Source organism: Actinomycetospora succinea (assembly GCF_004363095.1).
GTDB classification, from domain to species: Bacteria; Actinomycetota; Actinomycetes; order Mycobacteriales; family Pseudonocardiaceae; genus Actinomycetospora; species Actinomycetospora succinea.
Window position 1 is genome coordinate 663932 of sequence record NZ_SNYO01000001.1, and the last position, 16724, is coordinate 680655.

The 16724-nt window shown below is 73.1% G+C and carries 15 protein-coding genes; 12 read left to right on the forward strand and 3 right to left on the reverse strand.

Going from position 1 to position 16724, the window contains the following annotated elements; genetic code table 11:
• Positions 1-207: 207 nt before the first annotated feature.
• The 4 genes from gatC (at position 208) to EV188_RS03145 (ending at position 4260) form a co-directional block, all read left to right on the forward strand.
• Positions 208-504: an Asp-tRNA(Asn)/Glu-tRNA(Gln) amidotransferase subunit GatC gene (gatC, locus tag EV188_RS03130; RefSeq protein ID WP_133824737.1), complete on the forward strand. Its 297-nt coding sequence runs from the start codon at positions 208-210 to the stop codon at positions 502-504.
• Positions 501-2063 carry an Asp-tRNA(Asn)/Glu-tRNA(Gln) amidotransferase subunit GatA gene (gene gatA / locus EV188_RS03135; RefSeq protein WP_133824738.1) on the forward strand — a complete coding sequence of 521 codons (1563 nt, stop codon included), beginning with the start codon at positions 501-503 and terminating at the stop codon, positions 2061-2063. Before gatC ends, gatA begins: the two co-directional genes overlap by 4 nt.
• Positions 2060-3568, forward strand: a complete 1509-nt coding sequence (gatB, locus tag EV188_RS03140) for an Asp-tRNA(Asn)/Glu-tRNA(Gln) amidotransferase subunit GatB (RefSeq protein ID WP_133824739.1) — start codon at positions 2060-2062, stop codon at positions 3566-3568. Before gatA ends, gatB begins: the two co-directional genes overlap by 4 nt.
• A gap of 173 nt (positions 3569-3741) precedes the next feature.
• Complete coding sequence (locus EV188_RS03145; RefSeq protein WP_133824740.1) at positions 3742-4260, forward strand: hypothetical protein; 519 nt, start codon at positions 3742-3744, stop codon at positions 4258-4260.
• Positions 4261-4389: 129 nt separating this feature from the next.
• Here EV188_RS03145 and EV188_RS03150 read toward each other — a convergent pair whose 3' ends face one another.
• Complete coding sequence (locus EV188_RS03150) at positions 4390-5565, reverse strand: PQQ-dependent sugar dehydrogenase (protein WP_243741442.1); 1176 nt, start codon at positions 5563-5565, stop codon at positions 4390-4392.
• Between the two features lie 66 nt (positions 5566-5631).
• On the opposite strand from EV188_RS03150, the gene EV188_RS03155 reads away from it, so the two are divergent.
• The 3 genes from EV188_RS03155 to EV188_RS03165 all read left to right on the forward strand — a co-directional run bounded on the left by EV188_RS03155 (position 5632) and on the right by EV188_RS03165 (position 7386).
• A complete protein-coding gene (locus EV188_RS03155) occupies positions 5632-6561 on the forward strand; it encodes a 2-hydroxyacid dehydrogenase (protein WP_133824741.1) in 930 nt (309 codons plus the stop codon).
• Positions 6562-6657: 96 nt separating this feature from the next.
• Positions 6658-6840: a hypothetical protein gene (locus tag EV188_RS32150; protein WP_208113960.1), complete on the forward strand. Its 183-nt coding sequence runs from the start codon at positions 6658-6660 to the stop codon at positions 6838-6840.
• A 15-nt stretch (positions 6841-6855) separates the two neighbouring features.
• Entirely contained in the window at positions 6856-7386 is a 531-nt protein-coding gene (locus EV188_RS03165) for a hypothetical protein (protein ID WP_133824742.1), read from the forward strand.
• Here the strand turns inward: EV188_RS03165 and ilvD are convergent.
• A complete protein-coding gene (ilvD, locus tag EV188_RS03170; protein WP_133824743.1) occupies positions 7383-9224 on the reverse strand; it encodes a dihydroxy-acid dehydratase in 1842 nt (613 codons plus the stop codon). The two genes, EV188_RS03165 and ilvD, sit on opposite strands and share 4 nt — an antisense overlap.
• 45 nt (positions 9225-9269) lie before the next feature.
• Complete coding sequence (locus tag EV188_RS03175) at positions 9270-9890, reverse strand: PH domain-containing protein (RefSeq protein ID WP_166659694.1); 621 nt, start codon at positions 9888-9890, stop codon at positions 9270-9272.
• A 232-nt stretch (positions 9891-10122) separates the two neighbouring features.
• Here EV188_RS03175 and EV188_RS03180 point away from each other — a divergent pair, with 232 nt between their 5' ends.
• The 5 genes from EV188_RS03180 (at position 10123) to EV188_RS03200 (ending at position 16699) form a co-directional block, all read left to right on the forward strand.
• On the forward strand, positions 10123-12066 hold the full coding sequence (locus EV188_RS03180; RefSeq protein ID WP_133824745.1) for an acetolactate synthase large subunit: 1944 nt from the start codon (positions 10123-10125) through the stop codon (positions 12064-12066).
• Positions 12063-12569: an acetolactate synthase small subunit gene (ilvN, locus tag EV188_RS03185; protein ID WP_133824746.1), complete on the forward strand. Its 507-nt coding sequence runs from the start codon at positions 12063-12065 to the stop codon at positions 12567-12569. Before EV188_RS03180 ends, ilvN begins: the two co-directional genes overlap by 4 nt.
• 44 nt (positions 12570-12613) lie before the next feature.
• Positions 12614-13636, forward strand: coding sequence for a ketol-acid reductoisomerase (gene ilvC / locus EV188_RS03190; RefSeq protein WP_133824747.1), 1023 nt, complete (start codon positions 12614-12616; stop codon positions 13634-13636).
• Positions 13637-13887: 251 nt separating this feature from the next.
• Positions 13888-15450, forward strand: a complete 1563-nt coding sequence (serA, locus tag EV188_RS03195) for a phosphoglycerate dehydrogenase (protein ID WP_243741516.1) — start codon at positions 13888-13890, stop codon at positions 15448-15450.
• A gap of 202 nt (positions 15451-15652) precedes the next feature.
• Positions 15653-16699: a 3-isopropylmalate dehydrogenase gene (locus EV188_RS03200; protein WP_133824749.1), complete on the forward strand. Its 1047-nt coding sequence runs from the start codon at positions 15653-15655 to the stop codon at positions 16697-16699.
• The last annotated feature ends 25 nt before the right edge of the window (positions 16700-16724 follow it).

Sequence of the window (16724 nt, forward strand, 5' to 3'; positions counted from 1 at the left end):
GCCGTCGGGCGGCGTCACGCCCGGGCGCCCGTCGTGGGACCCCGCCGACGGGACCGGCGCATCTTCGCAGGAGCACCCCGGTCCGGGCGAGCGATGATCAGGCCTGACCGCCGGAAACCTCGATGAGGCCGGTCCTAGACTGGGTGTCCGCGCCCGGGACGACGGTGACCCCTCGACGCGCGAGCCCGTGCACGACCCCGGAGGGACATGTCCGACATCACCCGCGACGACGTCGCCCACCTCGCCCGCCTGGCCAGGCTCGCCGTCTCCGACGCCGAGCTCGACATGTTCTCGGGACAGATCGACGCGATCGTCGACACGGTCTCCCGGGTCGGCGAGATTCCCGACGACGTCCCCCCGACCGCGCAGGTCGTCCCGCAGACCAACGTGCTGCGCCCGGACACCGAGGAGCCGTGTCTGCGCCGTGACGTCGCGCTGGCCGAGGCGCCGGCCGCCGAAGAGGGGCGCTTCCGCGTGCCGCGGATCCTCGGGGAGGAACTGTGAGCGACACGCAGCGCAGCGGAGCTGGAGCAGCATCGGGGTCGGAGCTGATCTCCCTCGACGCGGCGGAGCTGGCGCGCCGCATCCACGCCCGCGAGGTGTCGTCGGTCGACGTCACCCGGGCCCATCTCGAGCGCATCGAGGCCGTCGACGGCCCCGCCGAGAGCGGCGTGCACGCGTTCCTGCACCTGGACGCGGAGGGTGCGCTGGCCGCGGCCGAGGCGGCCGACCGCGCGATCGCCGACGGCGCGCCCGCCTCGCCGCTGGCCGGGGTGCCGGTCGCGCTCAAGGACAACCTGACCACCACCGACATGCCCACGACGGCCGCCTCGCGCATCCTCGAGGGCTGGCGGCCGCCGTACGACGCGACGGTCGTCGCCCGGCTGCGGGCCGCGGGCCTGGTGCCGCTGGGCAAGACGAACCTCGACGAGTTCGCCATGGGCAGCTCCACCGAGAACTCCGCGTTCGGGCCCAGCCGCAACCCGTGGGACCTCACGCGCATCCCCGGCGGCTCCGGCGGCGGGTCGTCGTCGGCGGTCGCGGCGGGGGAGTCGCCGCTCGCGCTCGGCTCGGACACCGGGGGCTCGATCCGCCAGCCCGGCGCGGTCACCGGCACCGTGGGCGTCAAGCCGACCTACGGCACGGTCTCGCGCTACGGCCTCATCGCCTTCTCGTCGTCGCTGGACCAGATCGGGCCGTGCGCCCGCTCGGTGCTCGACGCCGCGCTGCTCCACGAGGTCATCGGGGGGCAGGACGCGAACGACCAGACCTCGGTGAGCGCGCCCCTGCCGCCCGTCGTCGAGGCCGCGCAGGCCGGCGCCCGCGGCGACCTGTCGGGCGTGCGCATCGGCATCGTCACCGAGTTCTCCGGCGAGGGCTACCAGCCCGGCGTGCTCGGGGCGTTCACCGACGCCGTGCGGACCCTCGGTGAGCTGGGCGCCGAGGTCGTCGAGGTCTCGTGCCCGTCGTTCACCTACGCCCTTCCGGCGTACTACCTCATCGCGCCCAGCGAGGCGTCGAGCAACCTCGCCCGCTTCGACGCCATGCGCTACGGCCTGCGGGTCGGCGACGACGGCGAGCACGCGGCCGACGAGGTCATGTCGCTGACGCGCGAGGCGGGCTTCGGCGCCGAGGTCAAGCGCCGCATCATGATCGGCACGCACGCCCTGTCCGCCGGGTCGTACGACGCGCTCTACGGCAAGGCGCAGAAGGCCCGCACGCTCATCGTCCGCGACTTCACTGCGGCGTTCGAGACGTGCGACGTGCTGATCTCGCCGACGACGCCGACCACGGCGTTCCCGATCGGCGAGCGCGCCGACGACCCGCTGGCGATGTACCTCGCCGACCTCTGCACGATCCCGTCGAACCTGGCCGGCAACGCCGCGCTCTCGGTGCCGTGCGGCCTGTCCGCGGACGACGGCCTGCCCGTCGGCCTGCAGATCATGGCCCCGGCCCTCGCCGACGACCGTGCCTACCGGGTCGCCGCCGCCTACGAGGTCGCCCGCGGCCCCGGCGCCGGCCCCCGTATCCCGGAACTGCGTGCCCTGGAGACGACCCGATGACCGCCACGATCGACGCGGCGCCCTACACCGTCGAGGAGGTCTGCGAGCGCTTCGACCCCGTCATGGGGCTCGAGGTGCACGTGGAGCTCAACACCGCGACCAAGATGTTCTGCGGCTGCGCCAACGCGTTCGGCGCCGAGCCCAACACCAACATCTGCCCGGTCTGCCTCGGCCTGCCCGGCTCGCTGCCGCGGCTCAACGGCACCGCCGTCGAGTCGGCGATCAAGATCGGGCTGGCGCTCAACTGCCAGGTGCGGGAGCGCTCCGGTTTCGCCCGGAAGAACTACTTCTACCCGGACATGCCGAAGAACTTCCAGATCTCCCAGTACGAGGACCCGATCGTCTTCGACGGGTACCTCGACGTGCCGCTGGACGACGGCACCACGTGGCGCGTGGAGATCGAGCGCGCGCACATGGAGGAGGACACCGGCAAGTCCCTGCACATCGGCGGAGCCACCGGCCGCATCCACGGCGCCGACCACTCGCTGCTCGACTACAACCGCGCCGGCGTGCCGCTCATCGAGATCGTCACCAAGCCGATCGTCGGGGCCGGCGTGCGCGCGCCCGAGGTCGCCCGCGCCTACGTGACGGCGCTGCGCGACGTGCTGCGCGGGCTCGGCGTCTCCGACGTGCGCATGGACCAGGGCTCGATGCGCTGCGACGCGAACGTGTCGCTCAAGCCCAAGGACACCGAGGCCTTCGGCACGCGCACCGAGACGAAGAACGTCAACTCGCTGCGCTCGGTGGAGCGCGCGGTGCGCTACGAGATGGGTCGCCACGCCGGCGTCCTGCTCTCCGGGGGCACCGTCACCCAGGAGACCCGGCACTTCGACGAGCAGTCCGGGACCACGTCGGCGGGCCGGCCGAAGGAGACCTTCGCCGACTACCGCTTCTTCCCCGAGCCCGACCTCCCGCCGCTGGAGCCGTCGCGCGACTGGGTGGAGACGCTGCGCGCGGGCCTGCCCGAGCGGCCGTGGGAGCGCCGGGCGCGCATCCAGACCGACTGGGGCCTGTCCGACGAGGAGCTGCGCGACCTGGTCAACGCCGACGCGCTCGACCTCGTCGCCGACACCGTCGACGCCGGTGCGCCGCCCGAGGCCGCCCGCTCCTGGTGGGTGTCCTACCTCGCCCAGCAGGCCAACACCGCCGGCGTGACGCTGCCGGAGCTCGCCATCACCCCGGCGCAGGTCGCGCGCGTGGTGGCGCTGGTCGCCGACGGCACGCTGACCAACAAGCTGGCGCGCCAGGTCGTCGACGGCGTGCTGGCGGGCGAGGGCGAGCCCGACGAGGTCGTCACCGGGCGTGGTCTCGCGGTGGTCAGCGACGAGAGCGCGCTGACGGCCGCCGTCGACGAGGCGCTCGCCGCCCAGCCCGACATCGCCGAGAAGATCCGCGCGGGCAAGACCAAGGCCGCCGGCGCGATCGTGGGCGCCGTGATGAAGGCCACCCGTGGCCAGGCGGACGCCGCTCGCGTGCAGGAGCTGGTGCTGGAGCGTTGCCGGTAGGTCCGGCAGCGAAGATCTGGATCATGTTTTTCGTGATCCGGCCGTAACCCGAACGGGATCCCTCCGTTGGGTGATTCAGGGAGCAGCGTGTAGCGGCTTCTTGACCGGGCGTCACAGCGTGCCATCGCTCGGTCGTATCCCCCGACGCCACACGAAGTACTGGAGGGTTCCGAATGGGTGCACACAGTGCCCGGCAGACCAGCACGGTCGGCAAGGTCGCCGGTCGCGGCGCGCTCACTGCCGCTACGGCGCTGGCCCTGACCGGCGGCACCGCGTCCTTCGCGTTCGCGGCCGAGGCGCCGGACCTCGACAACACGACGCACACGCTGCAGGACGTTGCCCAGAGCAACGCCGAGAGCGTGGCTGACCTCGCGTCCACCGACGCCCCGACGACCTTCAAGGGCGCCGAGGAGTTCGTCGGCGGCCACGTCTCGGCCGGCCAGCACGACGTCAACCGCATCACCTCCGCGGTGACCTCGGACCTGCAGACCGCCGCCAACGCCAACGGCGTCCCGGTCGGCAGCCGCGCCACCGACACCGAGCAGAAGATCTCCGGTGCCGCGAACCGCGTCTCCGGCCACGTCCTTGACGCCACCGGTGCCGGGGCGCACAAGCTCGACGACGCCGTCGCCTCGCACGGCTCGAGCGTCCTGTCCTTCGGCGACGCCGACAGCGACAGCGACGAGGACTGAGCGACCGACCTCGTCGCCCGGTCCGCTCCCCAGACCGGGCGAACCCACGGCCCCGTTCCCCCACACCCCTTGGTGGAGGAGCGGGGCCGTGGTGTGTCCGGGGGTGGTGCGTGGGCACCACGAACCCCGCTAGTCCGCCCCGCTCGCCCCACCGGACGGCGGGCGGATGCGCACGACGCGGTCGTCGGTCGGCGTCACGGGACCCCCGCCGCCCTTGTTGGCCGTGGTGAACCAGATGAGCCCGTCGGAGGCGACGTCGGTGCCGGTGATGCGCCCGTAGGTGCCCGCGAGGACCGACTGCGGGGTGCCGACGAACGACCCCTGCGGCGTCGGGCGCAGCACGAACATGGCGCTCGACCCCTCCAGCCCGACGACCAGCGTGCCCGGCAGGGCGGCGCAGCCGGCGACGCCCGGGCGGTCGGGCCACGTCCACGCCGGCGAGGTCGCGGCGTTCGCGCCCGGCGCCTCTCCCGGGCGCACGGAGAGCAGCACGTCGCGCGGCCCGGCCTGGTCGGTCACCCAGCTGACGCCGGTGGCCTGGTCGGCGCACACGTCGCCCGGGGCGTGCAGCCCGCTGCCGACGATCGGCGACGTCGGGTTCGGCGTGCCGCGCGCCGGCCGCCCGAACGGGTCGATGCGCAGGAGCTTGCCGGCCAGCGAGGTCGGGGAGGTCGCGGCGTCCCGGCTGCCGCCGTCGCCGGTGGCGACGAGCAGGGTCCCGTCGGGCTCGACGCCGACCGCGCCGCTGTTGCCCGACGGCCCGCTCGGGATGCCGCCGAGCACGGTCTTCGGGACGTCGCCGGGCGCGACGCGCATGACCGCGTTGCCGCCGCCGGTGGTGGCGTAGACGTAGACGAGCTGGTCCTCGGCGTAGCTGGGGGAGAGCGCGATGCTGGTGAGCCCGCCGTCGCCCGCGGCGTTCACCGGGACCGTCGCCACGACCTCCGGCTCCTCGTCGGGCGCGACGCGCAGGATGCGGCCGGTGGTGCGCTCGGCGACCAGCGCGGCGGCCCCGCCGGGCAGGGTGACGATCGCCGAGAGCGGCGCGAGGCAGGTGGCGACCACCTGCGGGTCGGGGTCCACGCACGGCGGGGGCACCGACGGCGGGCCCGAGTTCGGCGCGGGCGTCGGCTCGCCGGTCTCGGGCAGCTGGGGCTGGGGCGCGCGCTCGGCGCCGAGGTCCGGGCGCTCGCGCCACGGCTGCTGGCCGGCGTCCGGGAACTGGGCACATCCGGCCAGGAGCGCCGCGAGCACGACGAGCAGGATCCCTGCCCGTCGGGCGGTGCAGCGGCGCGGACCGATCACGGGGGGACACAGTAGGCGTCGGCGTCTCTGCCGGCCGTGAGACGGGTGGACTACCGTCCGCGGACCGTGAGCACCGAACCCGTGACCGTCCTCGTGCCCCACGCCGAGGGCGAGGCCGCTCTCGCCGACATCGACGGGCTCGAGCTCGTCCGCTACGACGAGCAGGCCGCCGAGCTGCCCGACGCCGCGCAGCGCGCCGCGGTCCTCATCCCCGGCTTCCTGGCCACCACCGAGGCGCTCAAGCTGGTGGAACGCTGCCCGTCCCTGCGCCTGGTGCAGCTGCTCTCCGCCGGCGCGGAGATGTGGGTGGGGCGCCTGCCCGAGGGCGTGCAGCTCTCCGACTGCCAGGGCGCGCACGGCGGCGTCACCGCCGAGTGGGTGCTCGCCACGACCCTCGCGGTGCTGCGCGAGATCCCGCCGTTCGTGCGCGCGCAGGACGAGGGCCGCTGGGACCAGCACATCACCGACACGCTCACCGGCAAGCGCGTCCTGCTCGTCGGCGCGGGCGACCTCGCCGAGCAGACCGCCCGCCGGCTCGAGACCTTCGACGTCGCCACGATCACCCGCGTCGGGCGACGGGCCCGCGACGGGGTGCACGCCACCTCCGAGCTGCCCGACCTGCTCCCCGACCACGACGTCGTCGTGCTCCTCGTCCCCCTCACCGACGAGACCCGCGGGCTCGTGGACGCCGCGTTCCTCGCCGCGATGCCGGACGGGGCGCTGCTGGTCAACGCCGCGCGGGGTCCGGTGGTGGACACCGACGCCCTGCTCGCCGAGCTGCGTAGCGAGCGCCTGCGCGCGGCGATCGACGTCGTCGACCCCGAGCCCCTGCCCGCCGACCACCCGCTCTGGTCGGCGCCCCACCTGCTGATCACGCCGCACGTCGGCGGCAGCGTCCCGGGCCACCTCGACCGCGCCTACCGCGTCGTGCACACCCAGCTCGCCGCCGTCGCGCGCGGCGAGGACCCGCCGAACCTGGTGATCAACGGGTACTGACCGCCGCACTTACTTGCCATTTGACACGCAAGTATGTAGAAAGGAGGTCAGCGCCCACGCATCCCGACGTGGACGACGTCAGGAGTGGAGTGGGCGATGACAGCCTGGACGACCGTCAGCACGGGTGCGGGCGAGGAGATCGTGTCCGTGCAGGTCGACGACGGTGACCCGTTCGCCGTGATGTCCGTGGGGCGGCACACCGCCGTCCTCACCCGCGACGAGTGCCGGCGGATCGCCGACGCCCTGCGCGCCGCGTCGCACCGGCACCCGCCGGCCTGACGTAGCGTCCGGTCCGTGGACCGCCCCATCGACGTCGGCGACCTGGTGGGCGCGGGCTTCGGGGCGCTCTTCGTCGTCCTCAACGCCGGCCTGCTCGGGGCGGTCGGGCACGTCGTCGCGGCGGTGGTGGCCGTCGCGTGCGCGGCCACGGTCGTCCTCGCGTACGTCCGCCGGCGGCGGGTCACCGGCGACGTGGGGATGTTCCCGATGACCCGGTCCTACCAGCTGATCGTGGCGCTCGAGGTGGTCGCGCTCTTCGGGGGCACGGCGGTGCTCGGCAGGCTCGCGCCCCAGCTCTCGGTGCCGTGGGTCGTGCTCGTCGTGGGCGTGCACTTCCTCGCGCTGGCCCGCTGGTGGCTCGTCGGCGCCCGGCCGTTCCTGGTGCTCGGCGCGGTCCTGACGGTGATCGCCGTCGTCGGGGGCGTGGTCGGTGTCCTGGGCGGCCCGGCGTCGGCGCCGCTCGCGGCCTTCGTGGCGGGCGTCGGCGCCGGGGTGGTCATGCTCGGTGGCACGACCCCCCGGGCCGTCCGGTCCCTCCGGGACTAGACCGAGCGCACGGCGCCCGTGGCCCCCGAGGTGACGAGCTTCGCGTACGCCCGCAGCGCGCTGGTCAGCTCGCGGTGGCGCTCGACGGCGGGCTGCCACGGGCGCTCCGAGGCGTCCATCTTGGCGCGGCGCTCGGCGAGCACGTCGTCGTCGACGAGCAGCTCGATCCGCCGGGTGTCGACGTCGAGGAGGATCTCGTCGCCGTCCTGGACCAGCCCGATCGCCCCGCCGGCCGCGGCCTCCGGGGAGACGTGGCCGACCGAGATGCCGCTCGAGCCGCCCGAGAACCGGCCGTCGGTGACCAGCGCGCACACCGCCCCGAGCCCCGCGCCCTTGAGGAAGGCGGTCGGGTGCAGCATCTCCTGCATCCCGGGGCCGCCGGCGGGGCCCTCGTAGCGCACGACGATCACGTCGCCGGGCTGCACCTTCTTCCCGAGGATGATCGAGACGGCCTCCTCCTGGCTCTCGACCACGCGGGCCGGGCCGCGGAAGTGGCGCCCGTCCTCGGGCAGGCCCGCGCTCTTGATCACGGCGCCGTCGGGGGAGAGGTTGCCGGTCAGCACGGCGAGGCCGCCGTCGGCGGAGAACGCGTGCTCGACGTCGTGGATGACGCCGTCGGCGCCGTCGGTGTCGAGCGAGGACCAGCGGTTGGTCGTCGAGAACGGCTCGACGGTGCGCACCCCGCCCGGCGCGGCGTGGAAGAGCTCGACGGCCTCCGGCGAGGGCGAGACGCCGCGGATGTCCCACGCGCCCAGCCAGGCGTCGAGCGACGGCGCGTGCACTGCGTGCACGTCGCGGTGCAGCAGCCCGCCGCGGTCGAGCTCGCCGAGGATCGCCGGGATGCCGCCGGCGCGGTGCACGTCCTCCATGTGGTGCGACGAGTTCGGCGCGACCTTCGAGACGCAGGGGACTCGCCGGCTGACCGCGTCGATGTCGGCGAGCGTGAAGCCCAGTTCGGCCTCGTGGGCGGCGGCGAGGATGTGCAGGACCGTGTTGGTCGAGCCGCCCATCGCGACGTCGAGCGCCATGGCGTTCTCGAAGGCGTGCTTGCTCGCGACGTTGCGGGGCAGCACCGAGTCGTCGTCCTCGGCGTAGTACCGCCGCGCGAGGTCGACCACGGTGCGGCCGGCGTCGAGGAAGAGCTGCTTCCGCGCGGCGTGCGTGGCGAGCGTCGACCCGTTGCCGGGCAGCGAGAGCCCGAGGGCCTCGGTCAGGCAGTTCATCGAGTTGGCGGTGAACATGCCCGAGCACGACCCGCACGTCGGGCAGGCGGAGCGCTCGACCTCGGTGAGCCCGTCGTCGGTGACCTGCGACGACGCCGACGCCGAGATCGCGGTGATGAGGTCGGTCGGCGCCTGCGCGACGCCGTCGACGACCACGGCCTTGCCGGCCTCCATCGGCCCGCCGGACACGAACACCGTCGGGATGTTCAGCCGCATCGCGGCGTTGAGCATGCCCGGCGTGATCTTGTCGCAGTTCGAGATGCAGACGAGCGCGTCGACCGCGTGGCCCTGGACCATGTGCTCGACGGCGTCGGCGATCACCTCGCGCGACGGCAGCGAGTGCAGCATCCCGCCGTGGCCCATCGCGATGCCGTCGTCCACGGCGATCGTGTGGAACTCCCGCGCGACCCCGCCGGCCTCGCGCACCGCGCCCGCGACCAGCTCGCCCAGCTCCTTGAGGTGCACGTGCCCGGGCACGAACTGGGTGTAGGAGTTGGCGATGGCGACGAGCGGCTTGCCGAAGTCGGAGTCGGTGAGACCGGTGGCGCGCCAGAGGGCGCGAGCCCCGGCGGCGTTGCGGCCCTGGGTGGTGACGCGTGAGCGCAGCGGCGGCACGGGTGACCTCGCAGAAAGGTGATCAGTGGTGGACCACCGGCGAGGTTACGCCCGGCTCTCCTCGTCGCCGGCGGTGTCCTCGGTCTCGTGCACTGTCTCGTGCCCCGTCTCCTGCCCCGTCTCCGCCGCCTGCCGCTCCCGCAGCTTCGCGATCCGCATGCGCGTGGCCTCGAGCTCGCGCTGGTGTTCGCGCGCGGCGGCGACCTCGTCCGGGGTCGGCATGTCGATGCGCCCGTCGCTGGCGCGGGCGACACGGCCGAGGTCGCGGGGCCGGACGCCGACCAGTGCCACCTCGCTGTTGTTCGCCTTCGGCGCGGCAGCTCCCGCTCCGCTCCGTGCCGCCTCTTCTCCGCGGACCGCGCGGACCCAGCCGCGCTCGGCGACCCGCAGCGTCGCGACGTCGTCCCACGGCACGCGGTGCGCGCCCCACGCCAGCCGCACGTGCAGCGCCGTGCCGTCGACGACCGTGCGCGTGCGCAGCAGCCACCACGCCGGCAGCAGCGGGAGGAGGAGGACCAGGAACCACGCGCCGCCCTGGAAGGCGATGGGCGAGAGGCCGATGAGCAGGAACCCCACGGCGATCAGCGCCACCAGCGGCACGGGCCGGAACGTCGCCGGGCCGGACGCCGCCGTCACCGGGTCGTCGCTGGTCTGCTCGCTCGTCACGCCCTCGATGGTGCCAGCGGGACCCGGTTTGACGCCGTGCGGAGGGGCCACCTACCCTCGTGCCCGTGATCCAGCGGCGAATTCTCGTAATCCCGGGGCGCGTCAGCGCCTGACGGGCTCACGAGCCTGTCGCGAGAAACCTGCTGACGCGCCTGCCCTCCCCGCCACGAGGCGGTGGGGGCTTTTTCATGTTCGGACCCTGTTCCGCTGACCCACCGAGGTGGACCACCCGATGACCACAGCCAGACCGGCGCCCCCCGGCACCCCGGGTCCGTCCGCGCACGGCGCCGAGACCCGGCGCCCCGCACCGCGGACCGGCGCGCCCACCGAGCAGCAGGACACCAACCTGCAGGCTCCCGTGCAGCCGGACGCGATCCGTCCCACGCACGTCGACCCGTCGCCGGCCACCGGCGCCCAGTCGCTGGTCCGCTCGCTCGAGGCCGTCGGGTGCGACGTCGTCTTCGGCATCCCCGGCGGCGCGATCCTGCCGGCGTACGACCCGCTGTTCGACTCGCGGCTCGTGCGCCACATCCTCGTGCGCCACGAGCAGGGCGCGGGCCACGCCGCCACCGGGTACGCCCAGGCCACGGGCCGTGTCGGGGTCTGCATCGCGACGTCGGGTCCCGGGGCGACGAACCTCGTCACCCCGCTCGCGGACGCGATGCTCGACTCGGTGCCGGTCGTCGCGATCACGGGTCAGGTGGGCCGCAAGCTCATCGGGACCGACGCGTTCCAGGAAGCCGACATCTGCGGCATCACGATGCCGATCACCAAGCACAACATGCTGGTGACCGACCCGGCCGAGATCCCGCGCGCGATCGCCGAGGCGTTCCACATCGCGGCGAGCGGGCGTCCGGGTCCGGTGCTGGTCGACCTGCCCAAGGACGTCCTGCAGGCCCACACCACGTTCAGCTGGCCGGTCGAGACCCGGCTGCCCGGCTACCGGCCGACCACCCGGCCGCACAGCAAGCAGATCCGGGAGGCCGCCCGCCTGATCGGCGAGGCGCGTCGTCCCGTCCTCTACGTCGGCGGCGGTGTGATCAAGGCCGAGGCCTCCACCGAGCTCCTCGACCTCGCCGACGAGACCGGCGCGCCCGTGGTCACCACCCTCATGGCCCGCGGCGTCTTCCCCGACGGTCACCACCAGAACCTCGGGATGCCGGGCATGCACGGGACGGTCGCCGCCGTCGCCGCGATGCAGAAGGCCGACCTGCTGATCGCCCTCGGCACGCGGTTCGACGACCGCGTCACCGGCGACCTGTCGACGTTCGCCCCCGAGGCGAAGGTCGTCCACGCCGACGTCGACCCGGCCGAGATCGGCAAGAACCGCGTCGCGGACGTGCCGATCGTCGGCGACGCCCGCGAGGTCATCACCGAGCTCACCGCGGCGCTGCGCAGCGCCGACGACGGCGGTCGCGACGCCCGCACCGAGCGGCTCCTGCCCTGGTGGGACCAGCTCGAGCGGTGGCGCCAGACGTTCCCGCTGGGCTACGACGACCCGGCCGACGGGACGCTCTCGCCGGAGTACGTCATCGAGCGCATCGGGGCCATCGCCGGCCCGGACGCGATCTACTCGGCGGGCGTGGGCCAGCACCAGATGTGGGCGGCGCAGTTCATCCGCTACGAGAAGCCCCGCACGTGGCTCAACTCCGGCGGCGCCGGGACGATGGGCTACGGCGTGCCCGCCGCGATGGGCGCCAAGGTCGGCATGCCCGACACGACCGTGTGGTGCATCGACGGCGACGGCTGCTTCCAGATGACCAACCAGGAGCTCGCCACCTGCGCGATCGAGGGCATCCCGATCAAGGTCGCGGTCATCAACAACGGCAACCTCGGCATGGTCCGCCAGTGGCAGACCCTGTTCTACGAGGAGCGCTACTCGAACACCGAGCTCGGCACGCACAAGCACCGCGTGCCCGACTTCGTGCTGCTCGCCCAGGCGCTCGGCTGCGAGGGCCTGCGCTGCGAGTCGAAGGACGACGTCGACCGCGTGATCGAGCAGGCGATGGCGATCGACGACCGCCCCGTGGTCATCGACTTCACCGTCGGCGCCGACGCGCAGGTGTGGCCGATGGTCGCCGCCGGCACCGGCAACGACCAGATCATGGCGGCGCGCGACATCCGCCCGCTGTTCGACGACCCGGAAGCGGGCGGAGCGGACGAGGTGCCCGCATGACCACCACCCACACCCTGTCCGTCCTCGTCGAGGACAAGCCCGGTGTGCTCGCGCGCATCTCGGGGCTGTTCTCCCGGCGCGGCTACAACATCCAGTCGCTCGCCGTGGGCCCCACCGAGGAGGAGGGGATCTCGCGCATGACCATCTGCGTGACGGTCGACGACTTCCCCCTCGAGCAGGTCACGAAGCAGCTCAACAAGCTCGTCCACGTCATCAAGATCGTGGAGCTGGAGCCGTCGACGTCGGTCCAGCGCGAGCTCGTCATGATGAAGATCCGGGCCGACGCGAGCGTGCGTTCGCAGGTGCTCGAGGTGACGCAGATGTTCCGCGCCAAGGTCGTCGACGTCTCGCCCGAGGCGGTCACCGTCGAGGCCACCGGCACCGAGGACAAGCTCAACGCCCTGCGCCGCATGCTCGAGCCCTACGGCCTCCGCGAGATCGTGCAGTCGGGGATGGTCGCGCTGGCCCGTGGCCCGCGCTCCATCGCTGCGCACCACCGTTAAGTTCGACCCTGTTCGTTGTTCCCGGAAGGAAGTAGTCCCGCATCATGAGTGCCCCGACCACCGGCAACGCCGAGGTCTTCTACGACAGCGACGCCGACCTCTCGATCATCCAGGGGCGCAAGGTCGCCGTCATCGGCTACGGCAGCCAGGGCCACGCCCACGCGCTGTCGCTGCGCGACTCGGGCGTCGACGTGCGGGTCGGCCTGCCGGAGTCGTCGAAGAGCCGTGCCGGCGCCCAGGAGGAGGGGCTGCGCGTCGTCACGCCCGCCGAGGCCTCCGCCGAGGCCGACGTGATCATGATCCTGGCGCCGGACACGAAGCAGCGCACGATCTACGCGCAGGACATCGCCCCCAACCTCGAGTCGGGCAACGCGATCTTCTTCGGGCACGGCTTCAACATCCGCTACGACCTGATCCAGCCGCCGAAGGACGTCGACGTGGCCATGGTCGCGCCGAAGGGCCCGGGCCACCTCGTCCGCCGCCAGTTCGTCGACGGCAAGGGCGTGCCCTGCCTCATCGCCGTCGAGCAGGACGCGACCGGCGGCGCCCAGGCGCTCGCGCTGTCCTACGCCGCGGCGATCGGCGGCGCCCGCGCGGGCGTCATCAAGACGACGTTCACCGAGGAGACCGAGACCGACCTCTTCGGCGAGCAGGCCGTGCTCTGCGGCGGCACGTCCGCGCTGGTCCAGGCCGGGTTCGAGACCCTCGTCGAGGCCGGCTACCAGCCCGAGATCGCCTACTTCGAGTGCCTCCACGAGCTCAAGCTGATCGTGGACCTCATGTACGAGAACGGCATCTGGGGCCAGCGCTACTCGATCAGCGACACCGCCGAGTACGGCGACCTCACCCGCGGCCCGCGCATCGTCAACAACGCGGTCAAGGAGGAGATGCGCAAGATCCTGGGCGAGATCCAGGACGGCACCTTCGCCCGCGAGTGGGTGGCCGAGGACGACAACGGCCGCCCGAACTTCCAGAAGCTCGAGGACGAGGGCAAGGCGCACCAGATCGAGCAGGTCGGCGCCAAGCTCCGCGGCCTCATGCCCTGGATGGCGCGCCCGACCACCTGAGCCCGCCTGCAGGACGAACGAACGGCGCTTTCGCTGCTTCCGGAGCAGCGAGAGCGCCGTTCGTTCGTGACGCGCCGGCTCTGTGAATCGGTTCACGACCGGTCGGTAGGCTCCGCGTGAGTGCGGGACGATCCCCGCGAGCACGTCGGCGTGTGACATCTCGGTAGTGCAGGGCTCGTCGGCGTGGACCGACCGTCGACCCCCGGGAGCGATCACACGTGACCACCGCCGCCAGCAAGCCCGTCGTCCTGATGGCCGAGAAGCTCGCGCCGTCGACGCTGGAGGTGTTCGGCGACGAGGTCGAGATCCGCACCGTCGACGGCACCGACCGTGCGTCGCTGCTCGAGGCCGTTGCGACCGCCGACGCGCTGCTCGTGCGCTCGGCGACGCAGGTCGACGCCGAGGTCTTCGCCGCGGCCAAGAAGCTGAAGATCGTGGGCCGCGCGGGCGTCGGGCTCGACAACGTCGAGGTCCCCGCGGCCACCGCGCAGGGCGTCATGGTGGTCAACGCGCCGACGTCGAACATCGTCTCCGCCGCCGAGCACGCGCTCGCGCTGCTGCTGGCCACCGCGCGCCACATCCCGCAGGCCGACGCGAGCCTGCGCGACGGCAGGTGGGAGCGCAGCAAGCTCTCCGGTGTCGAGATCCAGGGCAAGACCGTCGGCGTCATCGGTCTCGGCAAGATCGGCCAGCTCTTCGCGGCGCGCATCGCCTCGTTCGGCACGCACGTCATCGCCTACGACCCGTACCTGCCGCAGAGCCGCGCCACCCAGCTCGGCATCGAGCTGGTCGAGCTCGACGAGCTGCTCGCCCGCGCCGACATGATGACCATCCACCTGCCCAAGACCCCGGAGACCCAGGGCCTCATCGGCAAGGAGGCGCTGGCCAAGACCAAGCCGGGCGTCATCATCGTCAACGCCGCGCGCGGTGGCCTCGTCGACGAGGACGCGCTGGCCGAGGCCGTGCGCTCCGGCCACGTCGCGGGCGCCGGCATCGACGTCTACGTCACCGAGCCCACCACCTCGAGCCCGCTGTTCGAGCTCCCGCAGGTCACGGTCACGCCGCACCTCGGTGCGTCCACCGCCGAGGCGCAGGACCGCGCCGGCACCGACGTCGCCCACTCCGTGCTCGCCGGCCTGCGCGGCGACTTCGTCCCGGACGCCGTGAACGTGTCCGGCGGCGCGGTCGGCGAGGAGGTCCGCCCCTGGCTGGGCATCACCCAGAAGCTGGGCATCCTGCTCTCCGACCTGGCCGGGGCGCCCGAGGAGCTGCAGGTGCAGGTGCGCGGCGAGCTCGCCCACGAGGACGTCTCGGTGCTCTCGCTGGCCGCGCTGCGCGGGGTGTTCGGCGAGGTCGTCGACGAGCCGGTCACCTTCGTCAACGCCCCGGCCCTGGCCGAGGAGCGCGGGGTCACCGCCACCGTCGAGACCGCGACCGAGAGCCCGAACCACCGCAGCATGGTCACCCTGCGGTCGGTGCGCGACGGCGGCGAGGCCGTCACCGTCTCCGGCACGCTGACCGGCGCCGACGAGGTGGAGAAGCTCGTGGAGATCAACGGCCGCAGCTTCGACCTGCGCGCCGAGGGCGACGTGCTGCTCTTCGAGTACACCGACCGCCCGGGCGCCATGGGCACCGTCGGCACGATGCTGGGCGAGTCGGGCGTCAACATCGAGGCCGCCCAGCTCTCGCAGCAGCGCGACCGCGGCTCGTCGATCATGCTGCTGCGCGTCGACCAGCCGGTCGCGGCCGAGGTCCTCGAGAAGATCGGCGAGGCCCTCGACGCGCAGACGACGCGGCTGATCAGCTTCGGCTGATCCGCTGAGCAGCTGTTCTTGTTGGGCCTGGCGGGGGAGACGCGGCGACGTCAAACCCCGCCGGGCGCTGCAACTCGGTCGGACACCGCGTTCCTACGATCCGGCGATCCGGTTCCGTGATCGACCGACACGCCTAGTAGTCTCCCCGGGTCGGCCCCGGTCACTCCGTCGCGGGGCGACCCGCTCGTGGAGGTTGGTGCGGATGCGACTCGCGGTGGTGCCCGGCGACGGCATCGGTCCCGAGGTCGTCGGTGAAGCGCTCAAGGTGCTGGACGAGGTCGCCCCGTCGGTGGAGACCACGCAGTACGACCTCGGTGCCGCCCGCTGGCACTCGACAGGGGAGCTGCTGCCCGAATCGGTGCTCTCGGAGCTGCGGGAGCACGACGCGATCCTGCTCGGCGCGGTCGGCGACCCGTCGGTGCCCAGCGGGATCCTCGAGCGCGGGCTGCTGCTGCGCCTGCGCTTCGAGCTCGACCACCACGTCAACCTGCGGCCCGCCCGGCTCTACCCGGGCGTGCGCGGCCCGCTGGCCGGCAACGCCGAGATCGACCTGGTCGTCGTCCGCGAGGGCACCGAGGGGCCGTACGCCGGCACCGGTGGCCTGCTGCGCAAGGACACGCCCCAGGAGATCGCCACCGAGGTCAGCGTCAACACGGCGTTCGGCGTCGAGCGGGTCGTGCGCGACGCCTTCACCCGCGCCGCCGCGCGGCCCCGCCGCAAGCTGACGCTGGTGCACAAGACCAACGTGCTGACCCACGCCGGGTCGCTGTGGTCGCGCGTGGTCGAGGAGGTCTCGCTCGAGCACCCGGACGTCTCGGTCGACTACCAGCACGTCGACTCGACGACGATCCACCTGATCACCGACCCGTCGCGCTACGACGTGATCGTCACCGACAACCTGTTCGGCGACATCCTCACCGACCTCGCGGCGGCCGTGACCGGCGGCATCGGGCTCGCGGCGTCGGGCAACCTCGACGTCTCGCGCGCCAACCCGAGCATGTTCGAGCCGGTCCACGGCTCCGCGCCGGACATCGCCGGCAAGGGCATCGCCGACCCGACCGCCGCGATCCTGTCGGTGGCCCTGCTGCTCGACCACCTGGGTGAGCCCGAGCTCGCCCGGCGCGTCGAGGCGGCCGTGGCCTTCGACCTCGCGACCCGCGACCACGCCAACCCCGGCGGCACCCACGCCGTCGGGGACCGCCTCGCGGCCCTCGTGTCCTCCCACGCGAACACCCGCACCCCGGCCTAGCGGATGCGCACCGTCCCGGTGCGAG